We start from the raw sequence: 13,739 nt of genomic DNA, 5'->3' as shown, positions 1-13,739 counted from the left end.
GATGACCGACGCCGAGAGGGAAGAGGCCGAGCAGGCCGAGAAGGCGCGCCAGCAGGGCGGGGGCATGTTCGACGGCCCCGCTCCGGGCAAGGCGAATCAGTTCGGTCCGAGCTTCAAGCGGATGATCGGGCTGCTCAAGCCCAGCGCCGTGTGGTTCGTGCTGGTCTCGATCTTCGGGGCGCTCGGCGTCGTCCTCTCCGTGGCCGCGCCGAAGGTTCTCGGCAACGCGACGAACATCATTTACGAGGGGTTCACCTCGCTGCAGCTCGCCAAGCCGCAGAACGGCTTCCCCGGGTTCCCGGACGGCACCACGCAGGCGCAGGTCGTCGAGCAGCTGCGTGCCGCCAAGCAGAACCAGTTCGCCGACATGGTGGCCGCGTTCGGCCCGTTCAAGGTCGGCGACGGGATCCAGTTCGATCAGTTGCGCTGGGTCATCACCGCGGTGCTCGCGATCTACGTCGGATCCGCGCTGCTGAGCTGGATCCAGGGCTATGTCATCAACGTCATCATGGTGCGCACGATGTGGCGCCTGCGTGAGGACGTCGAGGCGAAGATCAACCGCCTGCCGCTGTCGTACTTCGACAAGGTGCAGCGCGGAGAGCTGATCTCCCGGGTCACGAACGACATCGACAACATCACGCAGACCATGCAGCAGTCGCTGTCGGGCGCGATCACCTCGGTGCTCACCGTGGTCGGCGTGCTGATCATGATGTTCTCGATCTCGTGGCAGCTGGCTCTCGTCGCCCTCGTGGCGCTGCCGCTCATGGGCGTGATCTTCGGCGTCATCGGACCGCGTTCGCAGAAGGCGTTCGGGATCCAGTGGAAGAAGGTCGGCCGCCTGAACGCCCGTGTCGAGGAGGCCTTCTCGGGCCACGCCCTGGTCAAGGTCTTCGGTCGCGAGAAGGACGCGCTGGACAAGTTCCAGGTCGAGAACGAGGAGCTCTACCAGGCCGCGTTCAAGGCCCAGTTCCTGTCCGGGCTGATGATGCCGGCCATGACCTTCATCGGCAGCCTGACCTACGTCGGCCTCGCCGTGCTCGGCGGCCTCATGGTCGCGAGCGGTCAGCTCCGCCTCGGCGACGTGCAGGCCTTCATCCAGTACTCGCAGCAGTTCACCCAGCCGCTCAGCGAGCTGGGCGGCATGGCGGCGGTCGTGCAGTCCGGCACCGCCTCGGCCGAGCGCGTGTTCGAGCTGCTGGACGCGGAGGAGCAGGATCCCGACGCCGAGGACGCACCCACCGTCACCGACGGCAAGGGCGTCATCGAGTTCGAGCACGTCGCCTTCTCCTACACCGAGGACCGCCCGCTCATCACGGACCTGTCCTTCCGGGTCGAGCCGGGGCAGACAGTGGCGATCGTCGGCCCGACCGGCGCCGGCAAGACCACGCTGGTGAACCTCATCATGCGGTTCTACGAGCTCAGCGGCGGGCGCATCCTGCTCGACGGACAGGACATCGCCCAGATGGAGCGGTCGGACCTGCGCTCCCGCACCGGCATGGTGCTGCAGGATCCGTGGCTGTTCGCGGGCACGATCCGGGAGAACATCCGCTACGGCCGTTCGACCGCGACGGATGACGAGGTCATCGAGGCCGCCAAGGCGACCTACGTCGACCGCTTCGTGCACGCGCTCCCCGAGGGTTACGAGACGAAGCTCGACGAGGACGCCTCGAACGTCTCGGCCGGTGAGCGCCAGCTCATCACGATCGCCCGCGCCTTCGTGGCGCAGCCGTCGATCCTCATCCTGGACGAGGCCACGTCCGCCGTCGACACCCGCACCGAGCTGCTGCTGCAGCACGCGATGGCGGCACTGCGGCACGGGCGCACGTCGTTCGTGATCGCGCACCGGCTGTCCACCATCCGCGACGCCGACCTCATCCTCGTGATGGAGCACGGAGACATCGTGGAGAAGGGAACGCACGAGCAGCTCATCGCCGCCGAGGGCGCCTACTGGAGGCTGTACCAGTCGCAGTTCGAGCAGGCGGCGAGCGACACCGACGCCGACGAGGCGCTCGTCACCGGGACCGTCGCGGTTCCGGTCGAGGGCTCCGTCGCGTCGGAGGTCGAGGCCGGTGCGGCCTCGGTCGCCGGTGCCGGATCCGCTCCGGTCGCGGTCGCCGAGCGCGTCGCCGAGACGGTCGAGGCTCCCGACGGACCGCGCATCGAGTTCGGCGACGGCGGCGACAAGCCCTGATCCCGATCCCGTCACGAGCGCCGTCGTCCTGTCCACAGGGCGGCGGCGCTCCGTCGTTCAGGCCGCGGCGCTCCGTCGTTCCCGCCTCAGCGCTCCGCCGTTCCCGTCGTTCCCGCCGCGGTCGCCGATCGTCGGCGCCCGGGCGGATGCGGATCCCTACTTCGTCAGGCCGAACAGCTCGAGCGGGTGGGTGAGCCGCCACCACAGGCTCGGGCCCTTCAGCTCGGTGCGCAGCTCGAGCGGCACCGTGGTCGAGTCCAGGGGGCCCTTGAGCGCGAGCGTTCCGGCCTTCTCGCCGGCCTTCCACGTGTCGCCCAGCGAGAACTTCGTCGTCGCGGACGCGGCCGCGCCGTTCCAGAGCGCGACCCGGCCGTCCTCGGCGGCCACCACCTGCGAGCTCTCGCCCCAGGCGGTGTCGACGGTGCCGAGGACCGCGCCCTGGGACACCGTCTGCGGCTGGTTCTTCAGAGCCGCCTCGGCGTCGGCGTAGAGCGCACGGGACGCATCGACGCGGCCCTGGTCGGTGTCCTGCCCGAGCGCGGCCACGAAGATCCGCACCGTGGTGCCGTCGTCGGTGACGTCCTTCGCGGAGAGCAGGTTGTAGCGGGTGTCGGCGCCGTCGCCGATCGTGCCCGTCTTGATGCCGACGATGCCCGCATCGTCGATCAGCCCGTTGGTGTTCTTCACGACCCCGGCCCCGGGCAGCTCGACGCTCTTCTGCTTGACGATCTCGGCGATCACCGGGTTCTTCTCCGCGATCTCGCCGAGCGTGATGAGCGCGCGCGGGGTCGCGACGTTGCCGAAGTCGAACCCGGAGGGAGTCACCACATGGATCTCGCCGAGATCGTGCTGGCTCAGCCACTGGTTCGCGGCGGCCGCGTATCCCTCGTCGGACCCCCACACCTCTCGGGCGAGACGATCGGCGTAGTTGTTCGCGGATCCCAGCAGGATCCCCTCGAACAGCTGGTACTGCGTGAGGGATCCGTCCACGGGAACATCGAGCGCCGACTGATCCTGCCGCAGGTAGTCCCAGTAGTCGTCGCTGTCCGCCTGGGTGAACGCGAAGGACGGCCCCTGTTCGCCGGGCTTCAGCGGCAGCTTCTCGAGAGCGACGAGCACGGTGACGAGCTTGGTGATGCTCGCCATCGGCACCTGCTGCTCGGCGGACGTCAGAGTGCCGAAGCCCTGCACGCTCACCGCAGCGCTCCCGGAGGCAGGCCAGGCCGTCGCGGCCGCTGCGGCCGGGACCGGCTGGAACGCGACCGCGGTGGTGACCGGCTTCACCGCATTGAGAGGCCAGAGCGCGGTCGTGGCGCCGTAGGCCACGGCGACCGCGAGCACCCCGGCGAGGGGCAGCAGCACCGCCGGCCGGGCGAGACTGCGCCGGGGGGCGTCGTCGAGCAGTGCGCGGGCCGGCGTCGGGGCGTCGGCTCCGGTGGCTGCGCCGACGCGGGCGACGTCGACCCAGGAGAGCGCCGCCGTCGGGGCGCGGTCGGGGCCGCGGACGAGCGATGCGGAGGGCAGCGGCTGGGCCGTCCGGGGCGCGGCGGCAGCGGTTGCCGTCGCGACGGGCTCCGGCGCGATGGTGCGCGCAGGGGCGGCGAGAACGGGGGCGGCCCCGGCCGGTGCGCTCGCGATCGCCGGATCCTTCGTGGCGGCCGCCGGGGTGGACGGGGCGGGGTCCGGCGTGCCTCCGAACAGCGGTGCGGCAGCGGCGGAGCCGAGCGCGGGGAACAGCGGTTCCTCCTCGCGCGGAGGGAACAGCGACGCGGCCCCGGTCCGCTCCGGTGCGTCGGGGAACAGGACTGCGGTCTCCGGTGCGTTTCCTCCCGCGGGTGCCGGAGAGTCCTCTGCCTCGGTCGCGCGGGAGCCGTCGACAGCGGGTGCGTCGGCGTCGGCGATCTGCGGATCGACCTGGGCGGCCCCCGGACCGTCGTCATTGCTCACCCCCCTACCGTATCTGGCGGCCCCGTCGGAGGCCGGTATCGCAGGGCGTTCCCGCGTCTCGCCGTGTGACGAGACGGTCGCCGAAGGGTCCGCACGGGGCTAGGATGGGCGGATCACCACGGGAGTCCGGCGAGCCGGGCTGAGAGGGAGCGAATCGCGCTTCGACCGTCGAACCTGATCCGGATCATGCCGGCGCAGGGAGGAGCAACTGTCATGCACGCAACAGCAACCGCACACAACGGGAGCACCGGGGCGGTCGCACGCCGCCTGAACTGGCGGGTCGTCGACATCGTCGTCGCCGCCGTGCTGGGTGTCGCGATCGGCCTGGTCTTCTGGGTCTGGAACACGATCGGGTACGCCTGGTTCACCGCCGCCGACGGGCTCACGCCGGGCCTCGGCGGCATCGCCGTCGGCATCTGGCTGCTCGGCGGCGTCGTCGGCGGTCTCGTCATCCGCAAGCCCGGCGCGGCGCTCGTCGTCGAACTCGTCGCGGCGATCGTCTCGATGCTGATCGGCAACATCTGGGGCGTCTCCACGGTGCTCGAGGGCATCGCGCAGGGCCTCGGCGCCGAGCTGATCTTCGCGATCTTCCTCTACCGCCGCTTCTCCCTGCCGGTCGCGGCCCTCGCCGGCGTGGGCGCCGCTGCCGGTGCCTGGCTCTTCGAGCTGCTGTACGGGAGCTCGCCGAACATCCTGAAGTCGGTCGAGTTCAACGCGATCTACCTCGGCACCCTGGTCGTCTCGGGGGCGGTGCTCGCCGGTGTGCTCGGGTGGCTGCTGGTGCGCGCCCTCGCAGCGACCGGCGCCCTCAGCCGCTTCGCCGCCGGACGCGAGCTGCGTCGCGAGGTCTGAGATGACCGCGGGTGCCGCCCGCGTCGTCGCGGACGGGTGGGGCTGGCGATACGCCGGCCGCCGCCTGCCCGCGGTCAGCGACGTGTCGTTCGTGATCGAACCGGGGGAGCGGGTGCTGCTGCTCGGCGCCTCCGGTGCGGGCAAGTCCACGCTGATGACCGGCATCGCCGGACTGCTCGGCGACGCCGAGGAGGGGGAGCGCAGCGGATCCCTGCTCGTCGACGGCCTGGATCCCGAACGACAGCGCGGCCGCATCGGCCTGGTGCTGCAGGATCCCGATGCCGGTGTCGTGCTGAGCAGGGTCGGCGACGACGTGGCTTTCGGCTGCGAGAACCTCGCCGTCCCCGCCGACGAGATCCCGGAGCGGGTGCAGGAGGCGCTCGACGCGGTCGGGCTCGACGTCCCGCCGGATCGCCGGACCGCGGCCCTCTCCGGTGGACAGAAGCAGCGGCTCGCCCTGGCCGGCGCCCTGGCGATGCGCCCGGGGCTGCTGCTGCTCGACGAACCGACCGCGAACCTGGATCCGGACGGAGTGCGCGAGATCCGCGCGAGCGTCGAGCGGGTCGTCGAGGCGACGGGTGCGACCCTCGTGGTCATCGAGCACCGCACCGCGATCTGGGCCGATCTGATGACGCGCGTGATCGTGGTGGGCGCCGACGGCGGACTGCTCGCCGACGGTGCGCCCGCCGAGGTCTTCGACGCCTACGGCGACGCCCTCGCCGAGGCCGGCGTGTGGGTGCCGGGACACCCGGTGGCCCTGCCGGTGCTGCCGGCCGCCGACGCCGCTCCCGCCGGTGAGGGCGCGGTTCTCGCGGCCCGCGCCCTCGCGGTCTCCCGGGATCGCCGCACGGCCGTGCAGAGCGGGCTCGACCTCGCGGTGCCGGGCTCGGCGGCCACGGTGATCGTCGGACCGAACGGTGCCGGCAAGTCGACCCTCGCGCTCACGCTCGCCGGGCTCCTGGACCCGCTGAGCGGAACCGTGGAGGCTGCCGAGGGGCTGCGGGGCCGGCGCGGCCTCCGTCCGTCCGCCTGGTCGTCCCGCGAGCTGCTCACCCGCATCGGGATGGTGTTCCAGGATCCCGAGCATCAGTTCCTCACGCAGACCGTGCGCGACGAGCTCGCCGTCGGGCCCCGTGCCCTCGGATGGCCCGCGGCCCGGGTCGACGCCGTGGTCGACGCGCTGCTGGAGCGGCTCGGGCTCACGGCGCTCGCCGCGGCGAACCCGTTCACGCTCTCGGGCGGGCAGAAGCGCCGGCTGTCGGTCGCGACCGTGCTCGCCGCGGCGCCGGCCGTCGTGGTGCTGGATGAGCCCACCTTCGGGCAGGACCGCCGAGGCTGGATCGGGATCGTCGGCCTGCTGCAGGAGGAGATCGCCCGTGGCACCACGGTGATCGCCGTGACGCACGACGAGGAGGTGATCCGCCATCTGGGCGGACACCGGATCCCCCTCGCCCCCGCCGACGCGGCCCGGACCGAGGAGGCGGCATGACGCGCCTCGACCTCGGCCGGACACAACGCAGGAGAAACGCCGTCGGCGGGCCCGGATCCGGGGCGGAACATGCGGGATCTCCTGCGTTGTGTTCGGCAGAGGACCGGGCCGACGCCGGGGCCTGGATCGACGGCGTCAATCCCGTGACCAGGATCCTGCTCGCCCTGCTGCTGTCCATCCCGCTGTTCGCCTCGATCGACATCACGAGCGGGCTCGTCGCGATCGGGCTGCAGCTGCTGTGCCTGCCGCTCACGGGTCTGCGCCCCGGCACCGTGCTGCGCCGGCTCGCCCTGCTGCTCGTCGTCGCCCCGGTCGCGGGCGTGAGCATGCTGCTCTACGCGGCGCCGGGCGGGCAGGTCTTCTTCAGCTTCGGCTTCGCGCACATCAGCGAGGCGTCGATCCAGCTCGCTATCGCGGTGTCGATCCGCGTCGTCGCGCTGGGGCTGCCGACCATCCTGCTGTTCGCGCGGATGGATCCGACCGCGCTCGCCGACGCCCTCGCCCAGGTCGCGCACCTGCCGAGCCGGTTCGTGCTCGGGGTGCTCGCCGGCACCCGGATGCTGGGGCTCTTCCTGGACGACTGGCGCACCATGTCGCTGGCCCGCCGGGCGCGGGGCGTCGGCGACCGGGGGGTGCTGCGGCGGTTCGTCACGATGTCGTTCGTGCTGCTCGTGTTCGCGGTGCGCCGCGGGACCAAGCTCGCCCTCGCGATGGAGGCGCGCGGATTCGGATCCGACATCCCGCGCACCTGGGCCCGTCCGTCCCGGCTGAGCGGTCGCGACGCGATCGCGCTCGCGGGAGGCGCGGCCATCATGGCCCTGTCGATCGCCGCGGCCGTGCTCCTCGGCACGTTCCGGTTCGTCTGGTCCTGAGGCCCGGTCGGGGACGTTTCGTCTCGGTCGCTGCGCGTTCCCGCTCAACGACCCCGATGCGGGAGAGGGTCACCGTCGAGGGGCACCACGAGCAGCTCCTCGATGCGGCGGCGCACGGTCTCGGCCATGTCGACCGACGCCGGATCCAGCAGCCACTGCAGCTGCAGGCCGTCCATGAGCGCGGTGAGCTCGGCCGCGGCGCGGTCCTCGTCCACGTGCGGGGAGAGATAGCCGGCGTCGCGGGCATCGCGGAGGGCCTTCGCGGTGCCGGAGCGGATCCGCTGATAGCGCTGGACGAAGTAGTCGTGCGCGGGGTGTGCGGGGTCGGCCGCCTCCGCGGACAGCACCGCGTACAGCGCGATGATGCCGCCGACCTCGGTGTTGTGCCGGGCGAGGTCGACCATGCCGCGCAGGACGCCGATGCCGTCCTGCCCCTGCGAGCCGTTGCGACGGAAGCGCTCGCGGTCCTCGCGATCCCTCGTCTCCAGCACCGCCTCCATGAGCGATTCCTTGGTGGGGAAGTGGTGCGCGAGGCCGGCGCGGGAGATCTCGCAGACCTGCGCGATCTCGAGCATGGTGGCGCTGTTGAAGCCGACGCGCCCGAACAGCACGGTCGCGGCCGCGATGATCCGCTCCCGCCGGGCCCTGCCCGTGGTGTATCCGCGTTCCGTCGTCATCGGTGTCCCATCGTATGCGTCCGCGGTCGTCGGAGGGGGTCGTCTCGACGCCGGATCAGCGGTGCGCAGACCGCTTGGACAAAAACCTACACTTGTGCCGGTTTTTCATGCTAGCGTGCCATCAACCGGATCCGAGGCCGCGCCGAGCGCTCTCGTCCCGGCCGACCCGATCCCACCGCCTTCCCCAAGGACTGACAATGTCGTCGACTTCTTCTGACGCACCCGCACTGCGTCCGCCCCTCACCGAGACCACGTTCGTCGCCACCGCCTCCGGCGAGGACGACCCGCCCGCGCCGATCAAGGGCGTGCGGCGGCTGCTCGCCTGGATCATCCCCGCGAACTTCGCCATCTTCGTGATCTGGGGCGCTGTCCCCGGCATCCTGCTGCAGGCGCAGCTGATCGCGATGTTCCCCGACGAGAACACGCAGGTGGCCAACATCGCGATCGTGTCGACGATCGGCGCCCTCGGCGCGATGATCGCCCAGCCCGCCGCCGGGCAGCTCTCCGACCGCACGCGCTCGCGGTTCGGCCGCCGTGCGCCCTGGATCATCGCGGGCGCGATCGTGGGCGGCATCGCCCTGATCGCGCTCGGGTTCATGAACAACCTGGTCGGCATCATCCTCGCGTGGACGCTCATCCAGGTCGCCTACAATTTCGCCCAGGGCCCGCTCTCGGCGATCCTGCCCGACCGGGTCCCCGTCGCCCGTCGCGGCACGTTCGCGGCGCTCTCCGGCATCGGCCTCATGCTCGGCGCGCTCGGCGGCCAGATCATCGGATCCCAGCTCGCGCACTCGATCACGCTCGGCTACATCATCTTCGCCGTCTTCGCGGTCGTCGTGCTGCTCGGATTCGTCGTCGCGAACCCCGACCACCCCAGCCTCAACTTCCAGAACGAGCCGTTCAGCTTCGGCGAGTTCCTGCGCACCTTCTGGGTCAGCCCGATCAAGCACCCCGACTTCTTCTGGGCCTTCACGGGCCGCCTGCTGCTCTACACCGGCTACTTCGCCGTCACCGGGTTCCAGCTGCTGATCCTGAAGAACTACCTCGGGGTGAAGGATCCCTTCTCCGTGATCCCCCTGCTCGGCATCCTCAGCCTCGTCGGGATCCTCATCGCGACCGTGGTCTCGGGACCGCTCTCCGACAAGGTGGGCCGGCGCAAGCCGTTCGTCTTCGGATCCTCCCTGCTCATGGCGGTCGCGCTGGTGTTCCCGATGATCGCCCCGTCGTACACGTCGTGGATGATCATGACGGTGATCAGCGGCTTCGGGTTCGGCATGTTCCAGGCGGTCGACACCGCGCTGATGAGCCAGGTGCTGCCGTCCGCCAAGAACTTCGCCAAGGACCTGGGCGTCGTGAACATCGCCGCGACGCTGCCGCAGACGTTCGCCCCCGGCGTCGCCGGCGCGATCGTGCTGGCCTTCGGCTACGGCGCGCTCTTCCCGATCGCGATCGTGCTGAGCGTGCTCGGCGCGGTCAGCGTCTGGTTCATCAAGTCGGTCAAGTGACAGAGTCGAGCACTGAGGAGAACATCGATATGACGGACACCGTGAACGAGGCCCCGCTGCCGTACCGCGACGCCTCCCTGCCGATCGACGAGCGCGTCGAGGACCTGCTCGGCCGGATGGAGCTCGCCGACAAGGTCGGGATGCTGTTCCACACCATGGCGGCCTACGCCGACCTCGACGAGGGCAACCCGACCTTCGGCCTCCCCTCGATCTCCTCCATGGTGCGCAAGCGCCGGATGAGCCACTTCAACCTGCTCGGCGCGGCGCCGGGAGGCCGCGAGTTCGCCGCCTGGCACAACGCGCTGCAGCGGATGGCGCTGGACACGCCGCTGGGGATCCCGATCACGCTCTCCACGGATCCGCGGCACTCGTTCAGCGACAACCCGCTCACCTCGCTCATGGCGGGCCCGTTCTCGCAGTGGCCGGAGACGCTCGGCTTCGCGGCCCTGGCCTCCCCGGAGCGCCTCGAGCGCTTCGCCGACATCGCGCGGCAGGAGTACCTCGCGGTGGGTCTGCGCGTCGCACTGCACCCGCAGATCGACCTCGCGACCGAGCCGCGCTGGTCTCGGATCGCTGGCACGTTCGGCGAGGACGCGGATCTCCCCTCGCGCCTCGTGGTGGGCTACATCCGCGGCTTCCAGGGCCCCGAGCTCGGGCCCGACTCGGTCGCGACCATGGTCAAGCACTTCCCGGGCGGCGGCCCGCAGCTCGACGGCGAGGACCCGCACTTCGAGTGGGGCAAGGAGCAGGTCTACCCGGGCGGCCAGCAGGAGTACCACCTGCGCCCGTTCATCGCGGCGATCGGCGCCGGGGCGACCCAGATGATGCCGTACTACGGCCAGCCGGTCGGCACCGACTGGGAGGAGGTCGGCTTCGGCTTCAACAAGGGGGTGCTCACGGATCTGCTGCGCGACCGCCTCGGGTTCGACGGGATCGTCTGCACCGACTGGGGCCTGCTCACCGACGTCGTCGTGTTCGGCGCCGACATGCCGGCCCGGGCCTGGGGCGTCGAGGACCTCACCCGTCCGCAGCGTATCGTCAAGGCGCTCGACGCGGGCGTCGACCAGTTCGGCGGCGAGCTCTGCACCGATGAGCTGCGCGGACTCGTCGAGCGCGGCGAGGTCTCCGAGGCGCGCCTGGACGTGTCGGTGCGGCGGCTGCTGCGGGAGAAGTTCCGGCTGGGCCTCTTCGAGAACCCGTTCGTCGACGAGGAGGCGGCGGAGTCGCTCGTCGGCCGTGCCGACTTCGTCGCCGAGGGCCTGGACGCGCAGAGCGACTCGCTCACGCTGCTGACCAACGGCGCGGTCGACGGCGGATCCCCGATCCTGCCGCTCGCGCGCGGCGTGAAGGTCTATGCCGAGGGGGTGGCCGCCGACGCGCTCGCCGCCTACGCGACCGTCGTCGAGAGCCCGGAGGACGCCGATGTCGCGATCCTGCGCATCAAGGCGCCGTTCGAGGACCGCGACCGCGGCGGCTTCAGCGACCTGTTCCACTCCGGATCCCTGGAGTTCCCGGCCGAGGAGCACGCGCGCCTGACGGCGATCGCCGAGACCGTTCCCACGGTGATCGACATCTACCTCGACCGGCCCGCCGTGCTCGGCGGACTCGAGGACGCGGCCCGTGCGGTGCTGGCCGACTACGGCGCCTCGGATGCGGCCGTGCTGCGGGTGCTGTTCGGCGAGCGCGGACCGCAGGGCTCGCTGCCGTTCGACCTGCCCCGCTCCGACGCGGCCGTCGTCGCGAGCCGGTCGGACGTCGCGTTCGACACCGAGAACCCGACCTTCCGGTTCGGGCACGGCCTGCGGTACTGACGCCCTCATTCCCCGGGCGCCCCGAGATCTCGGGGCGCCCGGCACCACGAGCGCGGCGCTCGTGCGGACGATGTCTGCACGGGCGCCGCGTCCGGTGTTCGGCGGGAGCGACGCCCGCGCTGTGCGGTGACCGCGAGACCGAACCCTCGTCCCGAGACCGCCGTTCCTTTCATCGGTCTCGGGAGGCGGGTTCGGTCTCGTCCCTTCGATCGATCTTTCGTTCCACCTTGTGCACGATGGCGGACGGCGCGCACGCCGGTGGACTGGAGGCATGGCAGATTCCGTCGCGCGCTCGCGCCTCTCCGATGCCCTGACCTCGCGCCGCGGCGCGTGGATCTCGCTCGGGCTCGTCCTCGTCCTCATGGTGCTGCTGTTCGGCGCCTTCGGCTCGGCCAAGGCGCCGGGCGGCAACGCGCAGGCTCCGGCCGGTGCGGAGTCGACCCGCGTCTCCGAGCTGCTCAAGACCTTCCCGGACGCCGACCGGCAGTCGGTGCTCGTCGTGGCCTCGCGGGAGGACGGCGGGGCGCTGTCCGAGGCGGACCTGGCGGGGCTGAAGGAGCTGGTGCCGGTGCTGGGCGACCGCGCGGCGGCGGATCCGTCGGGTCCCGTGGTCAGCGAGGACCGGAAGGCTGCGGTGATCATCACCCCGATCACGGCAACGGACGTCAACGCCGAGAACGCGAAGGCGATCACCGCGCTGCGCTCCGACGTCGCCGCGCACGCCCCCCGCGGTCTCGTACTGCAGGTCACCGGCGGTCCGGCGTTCGGCGCCGACATCGCCTCGTCCTTCGAGGGCGCCGACTTCACCCTGCTGATCGTCACGATCCTCATCGTCGCGATCCTGCTCATCGTGACCTACCGCTCGCCGATCCTCTGGCTGATCCCGCTCGCGGTCGTCGCCCTGGCGGACGGACTCGCGGGCCGGATCACCGCGGCGGCCGGATCCGCCTGGGGTCTGCAGTTCGATGCCGGCATCATCAGCGTGCTGGTGTTCGGAGCCGGGACGAACTACGCGCTGCTCCTGATCTCGCGCTACCGCGAAGAGCTGCAGACGACCGAGGATCATCGCGCGGCGCTGAGCACGGCCTGGCGGCAGACCGCGCCCGCGATCATCGCATCCAACGTGACGGTGGTGCTGGCCCTCCTCACGCTCGTGCTGGCCGTCATCCCCGGCACGCACGGCCTCGGCGTCTCCTCGGCGATCGGGCTGCTGATCGCGCTCGGATCCGTGCTCTTCCTGCTCCCGCCGCTGCTCGCCGTGTGCGGGCGGGCCGTGTTCTGGCCCCTGGTGCCGCGTCCCGGCGACGAGCGCCGGCAGGGACGGATCTGGCGCGGGATCGCCGGGGGCGTCGGGCGGCGCCCGGTCGTGGCGCTGCTCGCGGGCGGCGCGCTGCTCGCCGTGATGGCGGCGGGCCTGTTCGGCACCTCCGTCGGGCTCGATCAGGGGGAGAAGTTCCGGGTGCCGTCGGGGTCGGCGGCGGGGCTCGAGGTGTTCTCGGCGCATTTCCCCGCGGGCGAGGCGCAGCCGATCCTCATCGTCGCCAACACCGCGCAGGCGCAGGACGTCGTCACCGCGGTGAAGGACGTCGAGGGGGTCGTGCGCGTGCAGCCGATCGGCACCACCGCCGACGGCGACCTCACGAAGATCATGGTGACGAGCGAGTACGCGCCGAGCACCGGGAGGAGCCTGAGCCAGATCACCGCCCTGCGCGACGCGGTGCACGCCGTCCCCGACGCTCAGGCGCTCGTCGGCGGAGCGGTCGCGACCGACCTCGACGCCCGTACCGGGAACCAGCAGGATCTGCTGCTCATCGCGCCCCTCGTGCTGCTGGTCAGCTTCCTCGTGCTGCTCGTGCTGCTGCGCTCGATCGTCGCCCCGGTCCTGCTGCTCGTCGTGAACCTCGCCAGCGCGCTCGCCGCGATCGGCGCCGGAGCCTGGCTGAGCCGGGTGCTGTTCGGCCAGCATGCGCTCGACCTGCAGGTGCCCCTGCTCGCCTTCCTCTTCCTCGTCGCCCTGGGCATCGACTACACGATCTTCCTCGTGCACCGCGCCCGGGCCGAGGCGGTCGACCGCGGCACGCGGCAGGGCATGGTCGAGGCGATCGCGCACACCGGCGGAGTGATCACGAGCGCGGGCATCGTGCTGGCGGCGGTGTTCGCCGCCCTCGGGGTGCTGCCGCTCGTGACCCTCGGCCAGCTCGGCCTCATCGTCGGCGTCGGCGTGATCGTGGACACGCTCGTGGTGCGCACCGTGATCGTGCCCGCGATCTTCGCCCTCGTCGGTGACCGGATCTGGTGGCCCGGCCGGCTGCGACGCCCCGCGCGACGCCCTCGTCGTTAACCGCGAGACCGAACTCTCGTCACGAGACCGCGGTTCTCCTCGTCGGTCTCGGGA

The 13,739-nt window shown here is 71.4% G+C and carries 9 protein-coding genes and 1 riboswitch; of the genes, 7 read left to right on the top strand and 2 right to left on the bottom strand.

Annotation, left to right across the window (positions count from 1 at the left end; translation table 11 throughout):
- Position 1: 1 nt before the first annotated feature.
- Positions 2-2,191 carry an ABC transporter ATP-binding protein gene (locus WFJ01_RS01000; protein WP_336628186.1) on the top strand — a complete coding sequence of 730 codons (2,190 nt, stop codon included), beginning with the start codon at positions 2-4 and terminating at the stop codon, positions 2,189-2,191.
- Between the two features lie 156 nt (positions 2,192-2,347).
- Here WFJ01_RS01000 and WFJ01_RS00995 read toward each other — a convergent pair whose 3' ends face one another.
- Complete coding sequence (locus WFJ01_RS00995; RefSeq protein WP_336627943.1) at positions 2,348-4,138, bottom strand: D-alanyl-D-alanine carboxypeptidase; 1,791 nt, start codon at positions 4,136-4,138, stop codon at positions 2,348-2,350.
- Between the two features lie 108 nt (positions 4,139-4,246).
- A riboswitch (TPP riboswitch) is annotated at positions 4,247-4,356 on the top strand.
- Here WFJ01_RS00995 and WFJ01_RS00990 point away from each other — a divergent pair.
- The 3 genes from WFJ01_RS00990 (at position 4,352) to WFJ01_RS00980 (ending at position 7,351) form a co-directional block, all read left to right on the top strand.
- Positions 4,352-4,990 carry an ECF transporter S component gene (locus WFJ01_RS00990; protein ID WP_251442711.1) on the top strand — a complete coding sequence of 213 codons (639 nt, stop codon included), beginning with the start codon at positions 4,352-4,354 and terminating at the stop codon, positions 4,988-4,990. Its footprint overlaps the riboswitch before it by 5 nt.
- Before the next feature lies 1 nt (position 4,991).
- On the top strand, positions 4,992-6,479 hold the full coding sequence (locus WFJ01_RS00985; protein WP_336627942.1) for an ABC transporter ATP-binding protein: 1,488 nt from the start codon (positions 4,992-4,994) through the stop codon (positions 6,477-6,479).
- Positions 6,480-6,565: 86 nt separating this feature from the next.
- A complete protein-coding gene (locus WFJ01_RS00980; protein WP_336627941.1) occupies positions 6,566-7,351 on the top strand; it encodes an energy-coupling factor transporter transmembrane component T family protein in 786 nt (261 codons plus the stop codon).
- Between the two features lie 44 nt (positions 7,352-7,395).
- Here WFJ01_RS00980 and WFJ01_RS00975 read toward each other — a convergent pair whose 3' ends face one another.
- Positions 7,396-8,028: a TetR/AcrR family transcriptional regulator gene (locus WFJ01_RS00975; protein ID WP_336627940.1), complete on the bottom strand. Its 633-nt coding sequence runs from the start codon at positions 8,026-8,028 to the stop codon at positions 7,396-7,398.
- A 197-nt stretch (positions 8,029-8,225) separates the two neighbouring features.
- Between WFJ01_RS00975 and WFJ01_RS00970 the strand changes: the two genes are divergently transcribed.
- From WFJ01_RS00970 to WFJ01_RS00960, 3 genes are all read left to right on the top strand, one after another.
- Entirely contained in the window at positions 8,226-9,533 is a 1,308-nt protein-coding gene (locus WFJ01_RS00970) for an MFS transporter (protein WP_336627939.1), read from the top strand.
- Between the two features lie 29 nt (positions 9,534-9,562).
- A complete protein-coding gene (locus WFJ01_RS00965; protein WP_336627938.1) occupies positions 9,563-11,344 on the top strand; it encodes a glycoside hydrolase family 3 protein in 1,782 nt (593 codons plus the stop codon).
- Between the two features lie 271 nt (positions 11,345-11,615).
- Entirely contained in the window at positions 11,616-13,685 is a 2,070-nt protein-coding gene (locus tag WFJ01_RS00960) for an MMPL family transporter (RefSeq protein WP_336627937.1), read from the top strand.
- Positions 13,686-13,739 lie beyond the last annotated feature (54 nt).

The sequence above is a fragment of the Microbacterium sp. MMO-35 genome (assembly GCF_037147555.1).
In the GTDB taxonomy this organism is placed as follows: Bacteria; Actinomycetota; Actinomycetes; order Actinomycetales; family Microbacteriaceae; genus Microbacterium.
This window is presented reverse-complemented; position numbering and strand designations above follow the sequence as displayed.